Annotated in this window: 9 protein-coding genes; 2 read left to right on the plus strand and 7 right to left on the minus strand. The window is 58.9% G+C overall.

The annotated features are described in order from the left end of the window. Positions 1–393: 393 nt before the first annotated feature. The 3 genes from KP001_RS21405 to KP001_RS21415 form a co-directional block, all read right to left on the minus strand. Positions 394–1,098 carry a hypothetical protein gene (locus KP001_RS21405; RefSeq protein WP_217287492.1) on the minus strand — a complete coding sequence of 235 codons (705 nt, stop codon included), beginning with the start codon at positions 1,096–1,098 and terminating at the stop codon, positions 394–396. A 178-nt stretch (positions 1,099–1,276) separates the two neighbouring features. Next, on the minus strand, positions 1,277–3,064 hold the full coding sequence (locus KP001_RS21410) for a tetratricopeptide repeat protein (protein ID WP_217287493.1): 1,788 nt from the start codon (positions 3,062–3,064) through the stop codon (positions 1,277–1,279). An 85-nt stretch (positions 3,065–3,149) separates the two neighbouring features. Further along, positions 3,150–3,953 carry a DUF3108 domain-containing protein gene (locus KP001_RS21415; RefSeq protein ID WP_217287494.1) on the minus strand — a complete coding sequence of 268 codons (804 nt, stop codon included), beginning with the start codon at positions 3,951–3,953 and terminating at the stop codon, positions 3,150–3,152. Between the two features lie 486 nt (positions 3,954–4,439). Between KP001_RS21415 and KP001_RS21420 the strand changes: the two genes are divergently transcribed. Together KP001_RS21420 and KP001_RS21425 are read left to right on the plus strand one after the other, a co-directional pair. Continuing rightward, entirely contained in the window at positions 4,440–6,767 is a 2,328-nt protein-coding gene (locus KP001_RS21420; protein WP_217287495.1) for a protease pro-enzyme activation domain-containing protein, read from the plus strand. Positions 6,768–6,825: 58 nt separating this feature from the next. After that, positions 6,826–7,938: a hypothetical protein gene (locus KP001_RS21425; protein ID WP_217287496.1), complete on the plus strand. Its 1,113-nt coding sequence runs from the start codon at positions 6,826–6,828 to the stop codon at positions 7,936–7,938. A 113-nt stretch (positions 7,939–8,051) separates the two neighbouring features. Here the strand turns inward: KP001_RS21425 and KP001_RS21430 are convergent, their stop codons facing one another. The 4 genes from KP001_RS21430 to KP001_RS21445 form a co-directional block, all read right to left on the minus strand. After that, the gene (locus tag KP001_RS21430; RefSeq protein ID WP_217287497.1) at positions 8,052–11,429 is read right to left on the minus strand and encodes a glycosyltransferase; all 3,378 of its coding nucleotides are present in this window, start codon (positions 11,427–11,429) and stop codon (positions 8,052–8,054) included. Between the two features lie 99 nt (positions 11,430–11,528). Continuing rightward, complete coding sequence (locus tag KP001_RS21435) at positions 11,529–14,270, minus strand: alginate O-acetyltransferase AlgX-related protein (protein ID WP_217287498.1); 2,742 nt, start codon at positions 14,268–14,270, stop codon at positions 11,529–11,531. Positions 14,271–14,418: 148 nt separating this feature from the next. Further along, positions 14,419–15,918: an MBOAT family O-acyltransferase gene (locus KP001_RS21440; protein WP_217287499.1), complete on the minus strand. Its 1,500-nt coding sequence runs from the start codon at positions 15,916–15,918 to the stop codon at positions 14,419–14,421. A 717-nt stretch (positions 15,919–16,635) separates the two neighbouring features. Next, positions 16,636–18,576, minus strand: a complete 1,941-nt coding sequence (locus tag KP001_RS21445; protein WP_217287500.1) for an alginate O-acetyltransferase AlgX-related protein — start codon at positions 18,574–18,576, stop codon at positions 16,636–16,638. Positions 18,577–18,590 lie beyond the last annotated feature (14 nt).

Consider the following 18,590-nt stretch of genomic DNA (forward strand, 5'->3'; position numbering starts at 1 on the left):
GATTCAATGACGTACCTTGCCCCGCCTCGAAAGAGGCGGGGTTTTTTTGTTGCGTACATCCGATTCCCACTGCCGGCCTCCGGCGAGCGGAAATTGCAATCACGCAACTCTGGCTCCTCGCCCAGCACCTGCCGATAGAAGTTAAGGACGGTGTTTCGCCCCTCTCCCTCTGGGAGAGGGTGCCCGAAGGGCGGGTGAGGGATGGGTGTGCTAAAGCAGAGCCCGTCTTGGAAGCGCCCTCAACCCGGCCCTCACCCCAGCCCTCTCCCAGAGTGAGAGGGAGTGCTTGTCAGTATGGATACTAGGTAAAAGAAGAGAGTAAGTAAGGGACAAAAAGAAGCCCCCTCCCGCGAGAGGGGAGGGGGCTTTGAAGGAAGGAACAGCAGAAGGGAGCTACTTGCCTTGCTTGTCGACTCCGCCGGAGAAGATGACCTTGTCGAAGTTGCGGTTCAGTGCCGCGCTGCCGAAGTTCTTCACCAGTTGTCCGGGCAGGAATTTCACCGTCTCCCCCTGCACCACCTTGTCGGCGGAAGGTACCGCCACCCAGATGTCGGTCTCGCCCTGGTCCACCCGCGCATAGTTGTATTCTCCGCCGTTCACCACCTCGAGGATTTTACCCGCTACGCTCACGCCTGCAGTCGTCTTTGCCGTCGGGGTAACGGGCGAATGCCAAGCAGGAAGCTTCTTGCCGGGGGAAGCCGGCTTCACCACTTCCTTGATGGTCAGCTCATCGCTGAAGTAGATGCTGTCAAAGGTGCGATTCAGGCTTTTTGCCAGGTAATTCGTCACCAGCATCCCCGGTTTCACCTCGACCTGCTGCCCGACTTTCACGTCCGCCGTGGGAATGGCGAACCAGGTCTTGGCGCTGCCGCTATCCACGCTGACATAGCTGTATCTGCCGGCCTGGAACACCTCGGTTATAGTCCCCTTGTTGATGTCCGCTCCAGGAATCGCGGGGACTTCCTTCACAGCGGGAGCCGGTTCGGCGGCTGGCGTTGCCGGTGCGGACTCCGGGGCCTTGCCGGTCGTGTGGGCGCATCCTGCGGCCAGAGTGAGAGTTGCTGCACAAAGTGCCAACGGTTTCAGATGATGCCACATAGTCTTTTGCTCCTTTTCAGTATTGCTGCTTTCCCGGGAGAAAGGTCCCGTTTAAACACGTTTAACAGGGATAAAGGGGATGCAGGGGATAACGGCATAGAAGTCTGGTGCAGCCAAAAAGCTTGTGCTTTGCCATTCATCCCCTTTATCCCTTTCATCCCTGTGCATCTGGATGGGTCTATTTAGTTTGGCTGCCGGCCTGAGCCCGCATCAGGTCCAGACGGTACTGCGGCGTCGACGGATCGAGGCTTGCCGCGCATTGGAAGAAGACGGCGGCCTTTGGGAGATTCTGCTGCAGGGCGAACGTGACGCCGATCTTGTGGTAGATGCTGGCGTCGGTAGGTCTTTGTTTCATCGCAGCCTGGTACTGCTCCATCGCCTGGGGCAGCATTCTCTTCAGCCGGTAGGCGTCGCCCAGGTTAACCTGCGCCTCCGCCAGGGTGGGATCCAGCTTTACCGCCAGGGAGAGGGCGGCAATCGCCTGATCGTAGTCCCCTTTTTTTCCGAATATGCTGCCGATCAGGTTATACGGGTTCGCCTCCTTCGGAGAGAGGCGGGTGGCGATGAGCGCTTCCTGCAGCGATTGCTCCAAGCGCCCCGATTTCTCCAGGGCCAGCGCCAGGTTGTAATGCGGCCGCGCCTTCCTGGGTGATTTCTGCGTCGCATCCCCCCACAGGCTCAATTCGCTTCCCCACACGCTGTTGCGCGCGAACGTCGTGACCGTCAGCGCGAGGACCACGACGCAGGCGATGGAAACCGCGGCGCGTGACACGGCGCCCTTGAAGAGGAGGGAAAACAGGGCGGCGAGTGCGATGAAGGCCCCCACGGACGGCAGGTAAACCCGGTGCTCGAAGATGACGTCGGCAATGGGGATCACGCTGGACTCGACCGAAATGGTTATGAAAAACCAGAGTATGCCGAAGGACACCAGCATCAGCTCCGGCGCGGCCTGCGGATCGCGGGAGCGGTGCCAGAGGAACAGGGCGGCTCCAAACAGCGCAAGCAGCAAGAGAAGCGAGAGGATGACCGGCGCGTTGGCAAGCGAGTGGTACACCGGGAAGTCGTAATCCACGTTCTGCCGCACCGGCAGGATGAGAAGACGCAGGTACGTGGCGATGACCGGGAACTGCGTGAAAAGGTAGTCCAGACGCGAGAGTTCACTGTCGACACGGGTTACCGCCGTCACGTCTGAGATGATCTGGCCGATGGGCTTGTTGGTGCCCAAAAGGCTAAGCGGAACGATCAGTACCGTGAGGCCCACCGGAAGTAGGAAAAGAAGCTTCTTCGCGGCGGTCATCCGGAAGAACATGAATTCGTAGAGCACCACCACGAAAGGGAGGGTGAAGGCGATCTCCTTGGTCTTCATCGCGCATCCCGCGGCCGCCAGCGCCAGGAGGTAGAAGAAGAGCGGCTTGGGCGCGAAAGGCCTGGCACTTTCTTCCTGGAGTTTCCGGGCCTTTGCGTAACAGGCGATCGAACCGACGAAGAAGAGGGTGGCGAGCGAAGCCAGCCGCTGGATGATGTAGGTGACCGCCTGGGTCTGTACCGGATGCGCCACGAAGAGAAGCGCGGCGAACAGCGGGATAAACCAGGAGGACGCGCCGGTCGCGTCGTCGCCGCGACGAAGGGCGGGAGTGGACAGGGTGAGCCGCGCCAGGAGGTAGGTGAGAAAACCGGTGCCGATGTGGATCGCCAGGTTCACTGCGTGGTAACCGGTGACGTCGGTACCGCCAAGCCGGTAGTTGAGGGCGACGGTGAGGTAGCCGAGGAAACGGCGCGGGTTGTAGGTGTAGCCGTCGTCATGCAGGAAGCGGTTCAGATTCTTGATGACGTTGTTGCTCACGATCGACCCCTCGTCATCGAAGGTGAAGGGGACGTGGAACGAATTGGAATAGGCGATCAGCCCGACGGCCGCGATAAGAAACAGGTGCAGGGGGAGGCGGGACCAGAAGGATTTGTTCGACATCGGCTTACCTTTCTTGGATGGCAGAATAGGGCGTAATCTATCACAAAAAAGGGAAACCTAGAACCAATAAAAAAGGCGAATCGTATCAGTAGCTGCCGCCCACCAGGACGGCGCGGATGGTCTCCATCCTGGGTATGTTGCTTTTCACGCTAGCGGGGGTGAACTGCTGCAGGTAGGCCGGTACGCCGTCCCGGAAGAGGTCGTTGATCCTCTTTTCGATCATGACCGGCACCTTCTTCGCGTCATCGGTGAGCCAGATGGTGAGGGGGCCGCGCGCGTAGAAGAGCCCCTCGCTCTCGATGTCCATGTTGGGTGAGATCACGATGGTCCTGAAACTGCCGGCAGGCGTCTGGACCGTCTCCCGTCTCAGCACGCTGACCTTGATCCGGTTCAGCTTCCCCTTGTCGAGGACGTTCACCTCCACCTCCCTGCCGACGGCGAGCGGCAGCTGGCGCAGGTGGAAAAGACAGGACACCGGATCCCAGGCAGGCTCCACCAGTTTCGCCGACGATTTCTCGAAGGTCTTCAGGTTGACGAACTCGAACCGCTTGCTCTTGCGGTTCACGCTGGCGGCGCGGTGCCAGTCGTTTCTCCCCTCGCGAAGCTTCATCTTGTAGCTGTGCAGCGCGAATCCCTTACCTTCCCGGTCCAGTTTGCTCGTCTCCAGGTCGTCCACCTTGTAGAAGGGGGCGGACCACGCCGCGGATCTGACCTTGGAGGTGATTTCAACGCCGCTGCCTGTCGCAGCCGTGGAAAGAGTGGAGGTGCCGATCTTCACCCCGGTCCAGGTCAGCTGGTAATTCAGTGTTTCGGCTGCGTACGCATTGGCGCCGGCGCTGAAGGCAAAGAAGAAAACGGCGGGTAACAGTCTGTGAGCGAGCTTAGTCATAGGGAAGTACCTTCGTGTTCGTGGTATGCCATTCAAGCGGACCCTGCAGTGACGTTTATCTCTCAGCGTTGGAATCCAGAGGCAATGTATCACACAGCGGTATAACTGAGAACAGAAAATGAAAATTGTCAGGCGGCAAAAAACGCCTTTACGCGGTACCCGGGAGTCGTCGGGATGTCATGGCTTTATCATTTCCCACCTCCGCTCCTGGGGCGAATTTTCTGCTTCTGTATATTCTCGCACGTCTGTCGGTACGAATCTGGCAGTGTTGAGCCATATCGGCAGCCGGCTATTGAAATACGCCCATTTCTGGCCAAAGCTGCCGGTGCTTACGCCATTTCACTGCAGCCATCCTTGGCCTTTTCGCCAGGTTTGTAACGAAATGGCATTGACAAAATGAGAACCGCTGGCGTCCCCGTTACATTAACCGTGTTTCGACAAAAAAAGTTCAGCCTGTGCGGGCGTGACACAGGCCAAGGTGACCCGATGCGCAAAAAACAATGTCTTGCTGCGGCTGCGGCCGTAACCCTCCTGCTGACTGCCGTTCCTGCGTTCGCTCGCTCGCCACGCGCCATCGACGACAACGACAGGGTCCCCCTGCGGGGCAACGTCCACCCCAATGCCCGTGCCGAGTTCGATGCCGGCCCTGCCGAGCCGACGCTGCCGATGGAGCGCATGATCCTGACGCTGAAGCTCGCGCCGGAAAAACACCAGCAACTAAACCAGCTGCTTGCGGAACAGCACGACCCCGCTTCACCGAACTACCAGCACTGGCTGACCCCCGAGGAGTTCGCCGACCGCTTTGCGCCTGATCCGGAGGACATAGCCGCCATCAAGGGATGGCTCACCTCGCAGGGATTCACCATCGACGAGGTTTCGCGCGGTCGCACCTCGATCAACTTCACCGGTGACGTGGCCAAGGTGGAGAAGGCGTTCCGCACCAAGATCCGCAAATACCAGGTCGACGGCAAAATCCGCCACGCCAACGCGCAGGACCCGGAGATCCCGCGGGGGCTCGCCGACGTGGTGGCCGGCGTGGCCACGCTGCACGACTTCGGCCACAAGCCCATGAACACCGGGGCGCGCCTGCTCGCGGACGTGCAGCCCGAGTACACCTACAGTTCCAGCATCCACTGGATGTCCCCGATTGACTTCGCCGCCATCTACAACCTGAACCCGCTTTACAGTGCAGGCTATGACGGCACCGGGCAGAGCATCGCCATCGTCGGGCGTACCCATCCTACCGGCAACAACTGGAACGATTTCCGCAGCATCATGGGCCTCCCCGCGAAGGCGGTGACGGTGATCGTGAACGGCACCGATCCCGGCTCGGTCAGCACGGGTGAGGACAACGAAGCGGACCTCGACGTTGAATGGGCCGGCGCCGTCGCGAAAAACGCCACCATCCAGTTCGTCATTTCCAAGACGACTGTCACCACCGACGGTGTCGACCTCTCCGCCAAGTACATCGTCGACAACAACCTCGCGCCGGTCATGAGCACCAGCTTCGGCCTGTGCGAGGCGTCCATGGGGACGGCGCAGAACAACTTCTACAACAACCTCTGGCAGCAGGCCGCGGCCCAGGGGATCACCTCTGTTGTCGCCGCCGGTGACTCGGGGGCCGCAGGCTGCGACAGCGCCAGCGCCACCACAGGCACCGGGTTGGGGATCAACGGCCTCGCCTCCACACCGTACAACGTCGCGGTCGGCGGGACCACTTTGAACGACCAGGGCGGCGGCTACTGGAGGAGCACCAACGGCCCCTATTACGATTCCGCCATAGGCTACATCCCGGAGAGCGCCTGGAATGAAAGCGGCCTGGTTTCCGGCGGTTACCAGCTATGGGCCACGGGCAGCGGTCTTTCCAGCGTCTATGCCAAGCCCTCCTGGCAGGTTGCCCCGGGCGTACCGGCCAGCTCCATGCGCGGCATCCCCGACGTTTCGCTGACTGCGTCGGCGCACGTTCCTTACCTGGTACGGAGCAAGAACGCGCTCTACATGATGAGCGGAACCTCCGCGTCCTCCCCTGCCTTCGCCGGCATCATGGCGCTCATCGTTCAGAAGACCGGGGTCAGGCAGGGTAACGCCAACATCAAGCTGTACCAGATGGGCAACGCCCAGTACACCTCGACCGGCCCCGTTGTGTTCCACGACTCCACCGCCGGCAGCAGCTCCGTACCCGGCGTCACCGGTTATTCCTGCACCAGCGGCTACGACCTCGTCACCGGCCTTGGTTCCGTCAACGCCAACGCGCTCGTAACCAACTGGCCCACCGCCGCGCCGCTCGCCATCAGCGCGGGCACCCTTGCCAACGGCACCCAGGGCGTCGCCTACAGCGCGACACTCTCCGCGTCCGGCGGCAGCGCTCCTTACACCTGGTCTCTGGCGACCGGAAGCCTGGCTGGCGGCATGACCCTGTCGAGCGGCGGCGTGTTGAGCGGAACCCCGACCACCACCGGCGTGTTCGGCTTCACCGTACAGCTCAGTGATACCATGGGAACCACCGTCACCAAGGCCTTCTCCCACGCGGTCAGCGCCACGGCCTGCAGCAACCAGCCCGTGCAGATCTCCGGCGCCACCCCCGTTCTTTATCCCGACTTCAGCTCGGCCTACCTGGCCGCGACCACCGGGGCGGATCTGCAGCTACAGGCTCTTGATTTCACCAGCGACTTCGTTTTCGACAGGGATGTCATCGTTTCCTTGAGCGGCGGCAACGACTGCGCTTATGCCGACAGCTCGAACAAGACCGGCCTGCTCGGCAAGCTCCGCGTCAGCAAGGGGACGGTCGCTATAGACAAATTGGCCTTCAAGTAACCATGTGATCTAATTTGCCGTTAATCCATGTAATCAATTTGCGGAAAAGGAGTAAGACATGAAAAGCAGGAAGATGATAATTGCAGCGCTGTGCGCCGTACCCCTGAGTGTGCTCCCCGTAGTGGCCGGAGCAGTCGAGACCGACAGGATCACGGTGGAAGATCCCGCGACCAGTGCCATCAAGTTCAAGGTAACCTCCGATGGAAACGTGACCGCCGCCCAGTACAACGGAGACGGTGCCAAGCTCGCCAACGTCGCCCACTTCAAAGGGGCCTGGAGCTCCGCCACCGTTTACGCCAAAGACGATGTGGTAACCTATGGCGGCGGCAGCTACATCGCCCTCGCCGCAAGCACCAACGCCCAGCCCGACCTCGTGCCGGCCAGCTGGACCGTGATGGCGCAGAAAGGCGCCGCAGGCGCTGATGGCGCTACCGGGGCTGCCGGGGCTACCGGCCCGCAGGGGCCGCAAGGTATCCAGGGGCCGCAAGGGCCTGCAGGTTCGCCGGATACCCAGATAGACATCCTGAATAAGCTCAAGACTCAGACAGCCGGCACGTCCCTGATTCTGCAGCAAGCCGCAGGTGAGGCGGTGACAGTTAACAAGTTTGTCCTCAGGGACTCCGCCAATGTTGACCGTTTCACCTTGAGCCCCGGTGACGGAACCGTGAACTTGGTCGGGGGGACCAACCAGAGGATGTACTCCGAAGGCCCCAATGTGCGCTCGGTTTTCGCAGCCTTCCGTGCCAGAGGTACAGCCGCAGTTCCTGCCATTGTGCAGTTGAATGACAAACTTGGGACTTTCCAGTTCAGCGGTTACGATGGGGCCGCGTTCCAGACGCCTGCCCTTCTTGAGGGTTTTGTAGACGGACCGGTCGCTGCTGGCTCTGTCCCGGCCCGTCTTTCCATCGTTACCGGCGCAAGCCAGAGCACCAGGGCCGAGCGACTGGTGGTCAAGTACACCGGAGAAATCGGCGTAGGCACAGCCGCTCCGACTCAGAAAATGGAAATCAACGGTGGTATCAGGCTTAACACCGCTACCGCCAAGCCGACCTGCAGCAGCACCATCAGGGGAACCTTCTGGGTCGCCCAGGGGGCAGCCGGTGTAGCGGACACCGTGGAAGTCTGCGTGAAGGATGCCGCCGACGCCTATGCATGGAAGACCCTCTATTAAACCTGAAGAGCCTTAAGGCAATAAAAAGGGGTGACACGTCTGTGTCACCCCTTTTTATTTGCTATTTGAATCTTCGCGTGGTGCGGAACTGCCCGGGATTATCACCCGGTCTGCTAGGCGCTTTTTTGTTTGCCTGTTCTCAGCAGTTTGCCAAGCACGTCATCAACTTTGGCTTGGAAGGCACGCTGCGAGAAGTTGCATTCGACGTAGTTCCTGCCTTCGTCTCGGATCAACTCCCACAGTTCCTGGTTCCGATGCAGGGCCAAGACGGCTGCGCTGAACGCCTGGGCGTTGTCCGCTATGGCAACGCTCTTGCCGTCGATCAACCCTATCCCCTCAGCACCGACCGAAGTTGTCACCACAGGCACCCCGAAGTTGGCAGCCTCCAGCACTTTACCCTTTATGCCTGCTCCAAAGCGTAGTGGAGCGATATATACGAGCGCCTTTTCGAAAAGCGGTCGCAGATCGTCGACGAAACCCGTGAAGGTGACGTGACTGAGGTCGAGGCCTTTGAGCTCATGGTGCGATACCGCACCCGCAACCGTGAGCGTGAGGTCGGGGATCTCGACCAGCAGGAGGGGAAGTATCTCCTGGATGAAGTAGCGCAGCGCATCGACATTTGGCGGATGTGTTCCGCCAACGAAGAGAAGGCCGCTCCTCTGCGAGAAAGGCGCTGACGATGGTGTCGTGTCCTGTATCGGCAGCGGTATCACCTCGACGTCCGCGCCGGGCATCTCAGCCAGGATGATGTCACGCTCCACCGGACTGTGAATGCCGATGATGTCGCAGTTACGGAAGAGATAGAACTCCCGCTCCTTGATCTTCTTCAGCTCCGCCTGCGAACCACCCTCCTGCTCGAAGCGCCGCTGCTCCCGCAGGAACTCCAGGTCCGGGTCGTGGTAGATGACCCTGGGGATGTGCTTGCGGACCGTGTCGATGAACTTGATGGAGATATGGTTCCTCGTCAGGATGGCGCCGTCGAAGTAGCTGCCGAACTCAGAGAGGTAGGCGCCGAAATCGTGGTAGCCGAGGATGACTTCGACCCCCATCTGCTGCAGCACGTCGGTGTAGGGCTGATGCGCGTAGAGGTTCTCCGGCCAAAAGACAACCTTGTAGTCGAGGGCGACCAGTGCCCTCAGCAGGCTGTACATGAAGTACGAGCCGGCGTCCCGGTCGTACATGGGGACGTAGTGGTCGATGACCAGCAGGGTCTTGCGGTACCTGCTCCGGTCCCGGGCCTGGAAAACGTGCTGGCCGTTGGTGAAGTGGTCGCGCTGCAACACCTCCTGCCAGCGTTCGAGGAACTTCTGCTTGTTGGTCTCCTGGTACGCCTTTACGCCCGCTCCCACGTCCTTGCCGTGCGAGACCCCTTCGAAGTGCACGACCACGGATTTAGGCTGAAATACGACGCGGTAACCCAGGCTGCGTGTCTGGAAGGCGAGGTCGGTGTCCTCGAAGTAGGCGGGGACGTAGCGCTCGTCGAAGCCGCCGGTCTTTTCCCACAGCTCCCGGCGCACCATGAGGCTCGCGCCCGACACATAATCCACGTCCTTCACGAAGTTGTAGGAGGACTTCTCCGGATCGTCGCGCCAGCCGAAGTTCCAGCCCGAGGCATCCTGCCAGATGATGCCGCCAGCTTCCTGGAGCATCCCGTCCGGGTATACGAGCTTGGAGCCGGTGATACCGACCGCGGCATCCCTTTCCATCACTTCCACCAGGGGCGACAGCCAACCCGGCTGGACGTTGGTGTCGTTGTTGAGAAAAAGCAGGTAGTCTCCCGCGGCATGTCGGGCCGCCTCGTTGCAGTTGCGCAGGAAGCCGAGGTTGCTTGAATGCCGCACCACACGCACGTTCTGCACGATGTCGTCAATACGACAGGTCTCGTCGCTGGAGAGATCGTCGGCGACGATCACCTCGTAGGGTACGTCTCCGGAATGCCGGATGATGGAGGCGAGGCACGAGTGGGTGAAGGCCCACTGGTTGTGCACCGGGATGATGATGGAAACCACGGGCTTTGCGCACGCGGGGAGCGTCAGCGGGGTCGCCGGATCGATGTTCCCGTGCAGTATTACCGGTCGAAACTCGGTGGAGGGGGAGGTCCTGCCGACGAAGTAGGAGACGCCGCCAGCGAGCCCTTTTACGTCGCCGTTTTTCAGGTAGCCCAAGGCAAGCTTGAGCGTGTCCCGGTTGATGGCGCCGATAACTGTCCTTGGATGGCGCAAGATGTTAAGGGCAAGCTTTAGAAAGACGACGAGAGAGCCGGCTCCGACAAGATCGTACACGAACCGCAGAGGTTGCGTTACCCGCCAGCTCAGGGAGTTGAGGAGCGCTTCGACTTGGTCGCCCTTGGTCTGCGCTTCCTTTTCCTTCTCCTGGACCAGGGCCTGCTGTCGGGCCAGTTCGGATTGCAGTTCCTCCAGCCGTCCGGTCAAAGCTTGACGTTCGGATTGCAGTTGACGGATCTGGTTCATCAAGTCTTGGTGCTCCGCCGGGCCCTGCTGCAAAGCGCAGCGCGCGGAACTGGCAACAATGGTCTCCAGCGAGCCGATGAGCCAGCGGAGCTGCCTGATGCCGGAAACGGGTGCTGCTGCCGGACCTCCGGATTGCTGCAGCATGAGTTGCTGGATGTACCCGGTGACTTCGCGCCTGATACATTCGCGGTCGAAGTCGGAAAACGATTGGCCTAGCCGGTACACCGCGAGCAGGTCGAGATAACGCTGCAGTCCCTTGGACAGCTCCGTCTCGCTCCCCGCGTTCATGACCGCGTTGGAACGTCCCTGCCAGTAGGTCCTATGGTAGTACCACTGTCTGGTCAGCCGCTCCGCAGGGATCTTGTGGAAGATGACAGCGCCGGCAGCATAGGCGATTTTCGAACCCGCCGCTTCGATCTTCCTGCATAGCCCGACCTCCTCGTTGGAGAGCAGGCATTTGCCTACCCGCCCCAGGTCGGTGGGGAAGGTGCCGATGCGCCCGAAGACCTCCCTCCTGAAGGCGATATTGGCTCCCCAGGGATATTCGTGCGGACCTTTGAAGAACCCGGTTTCGGCGGCAGCCGCGAACTCGTTGATGGTGAGAAAGCCATGCCAGTCGGCGGTGAGCCATTCAGGCACCGGCCCCGGCCAGATGGGACGGATCGGGCCCCCCGCCGCAGCGACGGCGGGGTCGGCGAAGACCCTGTCGATCTCCTGCAGGTAATTGGCAGGGGCGGCTATGTCATCATCGGTGAAGACGACGACGTCGCCCACGGCCTTGAGGATGCCGGCATTCCTGGCGAATGAAAGACCCTGTCTTGCCTCGAAAAGGTACCGTACCGGGACGTTGGATGCCGCTGCCAGCGATTCGACCACCGCACGGGTGTCATCCGAGGAGTTGTTGTCCACCACCAGGATCTCGAACTCAGATGACGCGAAATCCTGAGCCAGCAGGTCGGCGACGGAGTCCCTGAGCAGGGCGGAGCGGTTGTAGGTACAGATGACGACGGATATCTTCATTCGGAAGTCACTTTATGATCTAGGAGTAGGGTATTATCCGGCACTTGCCGGTGGTCAACGTACATCATCGGTACCTGCGCTGCAAGCGCTTTGCCCGAGTCAAGGGCGGATCACCGGCACCTTGCGCCAGCCCGTTTGCGATTCCGTATATTCCCGCACGGTGAAGCACCAGATCGCCAGCTTTTTCCCCGCCATGTTGTCTTTTCTGCGTGCCAGTTCGACGCGTGCCGGTGTCGCTCCAGAGCCGCGCACGCCGATCAGGTCGAGCCTCACCCCCAGCTCGAAGGCAAGGTTATCGAGCAGCCCCGCGTCCTTGGCATGCATGTCGCCGCCGGAATGGAAGATGAGGGTGTGGCTGTCACCCAGAAGCACGATCGGGCTGTTGCGGTCCGGTTGCGGCGCGGGGGAGACGCGGGAGACAGTCACTGTCTCGGCGGCCGCATTCGTCCCTTCGGCAAGGTCGCCCGTCACCTGCACGTTCTCCTTGCTCCTGGTGAACTGCTGCTTCTCAAGACCCTGGTACCACGGCCGGGAGGCGATCTTCTCCTTCAGTGCACGGGCCACCGCCGCTATGCCGGCCGGGGACCAGTGGGTGTCCTTTTGCAGGAACAAGGTCGAAGAGCCGCTTTTCCGAGCGTCGATGAAGAGCTTCGTAAGGTCGAGGTAGTCGACTCCGGCGTTGCCGAGCAACTGCAGGAACTGCTGGTGCGCCGTGTCCAAACGTCCAACCTGCGGTGTGATCCCCTGGACGAGCTTGTCCGGGTAGACATGGGCCTTCGCCGGCACCGGCACCACGATCAGCTCAATCCCGGCGCGATCCAGCTGCTGCTTGAAGTCCAGAATAGCGGCAAGCGGGTCGCGGCTGTCGGATTTCCCGGCGAGGCTGGTGGTCTGGGCGGCATCTCCCCAGAACTGCCCTTTAGCGATGTGGTTCAGCTCCTGGCGAGAAAAGAGCCAGCCATCCAGGCCAGCGACCGACCGTCCTTCGTCCTTCGCTGCATTTATCTCTGCTACCCGCTTCTGGAACAGGGCATTCGCGTCGGCGGCTGTCAACTGCGGGCTGCTCGCCGGTTCCTGATGGCGAGCGGGTTCAGGTGCAGGCGGTGCTGGGGGGACTGTCTTGGGAATAGGTGCAGCTGCAGGTTTCGCTGCAGTCGAGGCCGGCACCACGGCATCGTCCGGTTGGGCCAGCCAGAAAATGTCGAGCAGCATGGTGGCTTCGTTTTGCAATTCGATGCGCTGGTAGCCGCCGTACTTCTTCTCTACCTGCGCCCAGGGGCGCAGTTTCAGGCTCACCCGTTCTCCCCGGTGATAGCGGGTGGCGGGGGTGACTGTGTCGTTGCGCATGCCCCAGGCAAACACCACGATCTGCGAGGCAGCAAAGGGCTTTCCTCCCGCGGTCACCTGCTTCAGGTGCATGGCTATGACGGCGTCTTTATAGGCGGTGCTGCCCGGGCGCGGCGGACGGGTGATTTCTTCAATGACCCCTTCGAGCTGCAGCCCGTTCGGGGCTGCCTTGGCCGTCTCTACCGCCTGCTGCACTGCCGCGGTCAGGGGAGCCTGGGGACGTTTCACCACCGCAAGGTCGATCATCTTCCAGTCGCCCAGCGCCAGCTCGCGGGCGGCGAATTCATAGACCACCACCTTTTTTCCAGCCAGGCGGTCCTCGCCGCGCCTCAGTTCCTTGCTAAGTTGCTGCCGCGTGGAGAAGGAGCCTTTGTCGTTGATCAGGATGGCGTCAACCGGGCGCTTGAGCTGGAAGCTCAACTGTTCCACCAGGCCGCTGCCGGTGCCCCATCCCATGCCGTCCAGCGAGAAGATGTTGGCGTAGCTGTCGCCGAGGAAGAGGATGTCCGCGTTGCGCGAGGCGGACCACGGCGTGCTGTCCGCCAGTCGTACCTGGTGCAGCGCGACACGCTGCTTATCGTAATCGGCGGCTGTCTTCAGCATCGCCGCCAGGTCGCCCCTGTTCTCAGCGGAACTGGCGACCCTGGTGTAGGCCACCGGCGCCCCCTGCGGCAGAAGCCGTTTCTCTTGCAGATACACCGCCAGGTGCTGCGCCACCATTTCGCTGCCGGCCGGGGTCCAGTGGGTGTCCCTCTTGAGAAAGAGAGCCTCTTTCCCCTTTGCCTCAAACAGCAGCGGAGCTGGATCGAACACGTGCACTCCCTGCGCTTCGAGGCGGCGCACGAACTCCGGAAAGGAAGGGTTTTGCAGCGGAGCGGCCGTCCTGATGTAGCGGCTGGAGAAGTACTCCGGGTAGATGCTCGCCTTGGCGGGGGAGGGGAGGACCACCAGTTCGATGCCTCGCCTGGCTAGTTGTTTCTTGAAGTCCACGATGGCCTTGACGGGGTCGGGCTGTACCTCCCTTCTCACCTTCAGGGCGGCGGGATCGAGAAAAGGAGCCCCGGTCAGGTAATCGATGGTGGGGCGAAAGAAGAGCCACCCCTCCCGCCCGCAGTACACGTCGCGGCTCCCCGCGCCCAGCGTGCCGATCAGAACCTTCTCGATGGCGGGCCCCGCGGCGGAGAGAAGCCAGGACTCCTCCTCGAGGCTGCTCTCGAACTTCCTCGCGTTTGCCATGGTCTTTTCATTGATGAGGCGGCTGACCTCGAAGGCGTAGCCCAGGCCGCTTTCCTTAGCGCGTAGCGCTTTCAGGTCGGACGATTGATCGTCATAGGTGAAGGCGGCGAACGATTTGGAGAGCGGAGAATTTTCCAGGACGCACTGGGCTACCGGGACCACTGCGATGGTGCAGATAAGGGCGATCAGCAGGAACCATTTCACAGCACCGCTTGCCTCGGTGCTTTCTATGCCGGTTCCCGCGTTCTTCATGGACATTGCAGTGACTCCCAAAACATGAACCGTCAGCCACAGAGATCTGAAAATATCGGAGAGAGCATTTACATCTCCCTGACAGTTATCCTTGCAGCAGTTGCTTAGCCTCGGTTTTCTCAGACTTTCTCAGAAGTTCTCCGTGGCAAATGGTTTAAAAGGCCGAGTAGATGAAGGGACTATGGGCTTTGGTGACCAGGGTCGCGATCGACAACAGGAGCAAACCGTAGCACCAGGCGGCTTTCTTCCAGTTCAGGCTGCTGGTAAAGTCCCAGGTCTGCGGTGCGCTCCATACAAGAACTGCCGCCACGGCGATGCTCAACAGGTAGTACGGCTGATAGATCACGCCTGCGACCAGGTCGGTGCCTGCATTCTTATCCCGCAGCCCGAACATGCTGCCGAAATAACCGAAGGCGGAGCCGAGGTCGGCGGCGCGGAAAAAGACCCAGGTCAGCGATACAGGGATGAAGGTACAGCAGACCCTGACCGGTTTGGGCAACTTCCAGTAGCCGCTCTTCCTGGTCCGGAGCTGTTCCAGTCCCAGCAGCACGCCATGCATCGTTCCCCAGGCCGCGAAGGTCCAGCCAGCACCGTGCCAGATGCCGCAGATGGTGAACACGATGACGCTGCTTGCGATGGCGGGGTAGTTGTAGCGGAACTTCTCGCGCACCATGCGCTCCCGGACCTTGTCCGTCAGCAGCATGTAGTTGAGCGGGGTGAAGAGGTAGTCGCGCAGCCAAGTGGAGAGGGAGATGTGCCAGCGCCGCCAGAAGTCGGCAAACGAATCTGCGAGATAGGGAGAGTCGAAATTCTTGGCGATGGCGAAGCCGAACATGAGGCAGACACCGATCGCCATGTCAGAGTAGGCGCTGAAGTCGAAGTAGATCTGCATGGTGTAGGCGAAGAGGCCGTACCAGGCGTCGAACGCGTTCAGCGTCGCCGCGTTGAAGCAGGTGTCGGCAACCTTGCCGCAGGGGTCAGCCAGGAGGATCTTCTTGGCGAGGCCGAGGCACATGAAGGTGGTGCCGCGGGCGAACTTTTCCAAACTGTGGGTGCGGGAGGCGAGTTGCACCGCCACGTCCCGGTAGCGAACGATGGGGCCGGCGATGAGTTGCGGGAACATGGCGACATAGCATGCGAAGTCGATGAAGCTGCGGGTGGCGCGCACACTCCCCTGCCAGACGTCGATGGTGTAGCTCACCATCTTGAAGACGTAGAAGCTGATGCCCAGCGGTAGCGCGATGCGGAACAGTCCCTCCACCCGCAGATGTTCCAACCCGAGCGACGCGAGGAGCGCGTTCAGGTTATCGATGCCGAAGTGGAAGTACTTGAAGAAGCCGAGCAGCGACAGGTTCGCTGTTATCGCGAGCCAGAAGGCCGCTTTTTGCCGCAGGCTCGCCGGATCGTCCCCATCCAGCAGGGGGAGTTCTCCCGTCGCCGGCTCCCCCGGCCTGCGCGCCATGGCGTGGGCGCAGTAGTAGGTGATTGTGGTCGAGCCGAAAAGGAGCAGTGTGAAATAGGGATTGGCCCAGCCGTAAAAGAAGTAGCTGAGACCGGTCAGCGTCAGGTTGCGGCCGCGCGCCGGCATAAGGTAGTAAAGCAGGAGCGCCGCAGGCAGGAACATGAACAGGAAGATGTAAGAGCTGAACAGCATCGGTTTACCTATACGGCTCTAGGGGCAGCTTGGAACGGGGAGAGCCCATTGAAGTTAAAGTTGCCGAAATGGCAGGCACCGCCAGCTTAAGATTTCTCTGTGCTACGTGGAGATCAGCCATGCAAGCGCCAACACCGCACAGGAAAAGGCGACAAAACAGCCGCAGACAACCGCATTACCGCATTGCGAAAACTGCAATCCGTCTGCTCCGTGTGCTGCGAAATCCAGCGCGTGGCAATTTTTTTTGCTCCTGACGAGCACGCATTGCTTGCAGAAGAATATGCCAGATTTTGAAGTGACCTGATGATTATCTTGAGTCTTGCCAGATATACAGACAGTCCTCGAAGTTACATGCTTATTTATGCAAAAGCTACTTTAAAATACTGCATCTGACCAAGCCAGTGACACGGAAGTTCTTCCTACCGGCCTGTCTTGTAATAGGCCGTCTGATCAATGCCGCAGAGTTTTCCTTCTGTGATTTCGGCGGGAACCTTTCTGAATTTATCGGCCACGACATCGAAAGATAGTGCGGCTCCAACGGTGGTGTCGAAACCGGAGAGTTCTCCCGCAGAAATTGTCACCCCAGCGTTGCGCTTTGGCCTCATACTGCTTTGATACGCGACATGAAACTGAAACTGAGAAGTCGAGGCATCTGTTACCGCTTTAGCATCCAGTTCGGAGAGTGAACTGGGGGTGAGATAAAATTGCGGGACTTACTCAGTGTTGTTCCCGGTAATAATTGGGTCGTTTCACGCCGAAAAAGCTAATTGATTTTATGGCTGTAGGCGGAACAACCCCTTTTTGTGGAATAATCCATCCAGTTGAAAGATCAATTTCGATTTTTCTGGATTGGCCATCTGTCGCAAAAGTAAAACTCTCAACATTATTTGGCTGAGTATCACTTCTAACAATAGAATCGACAGCTTTGCTGTATCGAGCAGTAAGGTAGGTGATTTCCTTAGATTTAAATTCAATTTCAACTATGAAGTACGGAAACTCTGAAACTTTCTCAGGCACTTCGATGGTTAATTGTCCTTCCGCGCCTCGCTTTCCTTTTTCAGGCCACATTTCTAGTACACCATCCGAAGAAAACGAAGATTTTCCGGCACTGCTGGTGGGGGTGTAGTGGACAAAGCTTGGTATCAGCGACCCTGTATACGAGGTGATGAAGTCTTTCACTGAATGGTCTGGGTCGAAAAGAGGAAGGGGCGCAAAAGAGGCATATGGTGTGCCGGGGACGAAGGGAAATAGACAAACGGCCCTCTTGTTGAGGAAACCATTACCCTCGCGGGCAACGTTTCGTAAAACCATGGAGTCCCCGCCAGCTCGAAATAGCATGTCGGGAACAATATGTGACAAGTAGGCGAAATAATGCGGAATACTACCGCCAGGGTAGAGAGAGGGGGTACTAATGATAGAAGAGCCAATGATAAGGACAGGCGAATCCTGTCCCGGGCCAATCGTCAGCGGTCTGGAATCTTTGAATACTGCCGAGTAGACTGCAGGCTGAAGCTCATTGAATTTGGGATTCCCCGCCGGCCATTTGAAAGTTTCATGTGGCTGGCGTTTCAAACTCAGACTGGTGCTGGGCAAGGATGGCACGATGTCGTATCTGCTTATTCTCCTGGCCATTTCTTCGGCGATAACCCATGCAATGCCTTCAGCTGGGTGGATCTCACTGAAATCTTGATACCAGTACATCAATGGGAACTTAAACCGCTGTGCTTTAGCTGCCGAGATTACATCGGGTATGATCTCTATATCTGCTTCAAGCAGGGTTTTGTACATTCGAAGCAAATAAGGGTTGTAGGTCTGGTCTTGGGGGACGCCGGTAAACAGATCATCTACGATTTCACCTTTGTGTGGCATCCTGATTAGTATTAAATCAACATTGCGTGCTGCTAAGTATTCCTTGAATAGCTTAATGGATTCGACAAATTTGGCATTGAAAGTCTCGCCATTGTCTACTTTGCCTGCACTAAAGAAACTGTCGCCAATCCATTTTTGTGCCTTGACTTGCTGCTGAGCAGCATATTTCTCTCTAACAGGTTTGAGTGACTGGTACCACTTATCCCAGTCCCCGCCATTCTTCTGAAGCAGCTTCTCAATTTCAGCGAGGTCGTGCTCCATCTGAGCCTTCCGTAAGGAGTCGCTTTTAGTCCTTACTATTTTCGACGATGGTTTTTGGGGGGGGCGCTCCTGCTTTTTTAAAGTAAAGCCGATTTTTTCTTTAGGAGTGCTGAATTCATGCACTGTCTGAATTTGTACAGGAAAGAAGAGTTCCAGGTCTAGATCCTCAATCTCGTCCGCTTGTTGAATTTGCTTCACGTTGTCTGGCATCGAGGAAAAAGGCACTACCGAAACTCTTATCATGTCACCTTTCTTGTATCCGGCCTCCGAGGAGTATTCCCGCGAAAAAAAACCAGGCAAAACTAGGGTGAATTTCTGAGGAATGCTTTTCCCTGCGATGATTCGAGATGCTTCAACTACAACTGTAAAATAACAATCTGGATAAGGATTGGTTTTCGGTTCCGGTAGATGGGACGCCTGCACTATCGTGCCCTCTACAACGGTTGGGGAGGCTTCTGAGGCAGAGGACGATGTTGTGCATTTTATTAAGATGATGAGCGCAATTGTTACAATGGCTATTACCCGCATGCCTTATCTCCAGT

The sequence above is a fragment of the Geomonas subterranea genome (assembly GCF_019063845.1).
Classification (GTDB): domain Bacteria; phylum Desulfobacterota; class Desulfuromonadia; order Geobacterales; family Geobacteraceae; genus Geomonas; species Geomonas subterranea.

Coding starts and splice junctions, on each gene's coding strand:
- KP001_RS21405 (WP_217287492.1), bottom strand. CDS start 1,098: ATGTGGCATCATCTGAAACCGTTGGCACTTTGTGCAGCAACTCTCACT.
- KP001_RS21410 (WP_217287493.1), bottom strand. CDS start 3,064: ATGTCGAACAAATCCTTCTGGTCCCGCCTCCCCCTGCACCTGTTTCTT.
- KP001_RS21415 (WP_217287494.1), bottom strand. CDS start 3,953: ATGACTAAGCTCGCTCACAGACTGTTACCCGCCGTTTTCTTCTTTGCC.
- KP001_RS21420 (WP_217287495.1), top strand. CDS start 4,440: ATGCGCAAAAAACAATGTCTTGCTGCGGCTGCGGCCGTAACCCTCCTG.
- KP001_RS21425 (WP_217287496.1), top strand. CDS start 6,826: ATGAAAAGCAGGAAGATGATAATTGCAGCGCTGTGCGCCGTACCCCTG.
- KP001_RS21430 (WP_217287497.1), bottom strand. CDS start 11,429: ATGAAGATATCCGTCGTCATCTGTACCTACAACCGCTCCGCCCTGCTC.
- KP001_RS21435 (WP_217287498.1), bottom strand. CDS start 14,270: ATGTCCATGAAGAACGCGGGAACCGGCATAGAAAGCACCGAGGCAAGC.
- KP001_RS21440 (WP_217287499.1), bottom strand. CDS start 15,918: ATGCTGTTCAGCTCTTACATCTTCCTGTTCATGTTCCTGCCTGCGGCG.
- KP001_RS21445 (WP_217287500.1), bottom strand. CDS start 18,576: ATGCGGGTAATAGCCATTGTAACAATTGCGCTCATCATCTTAATAAAA.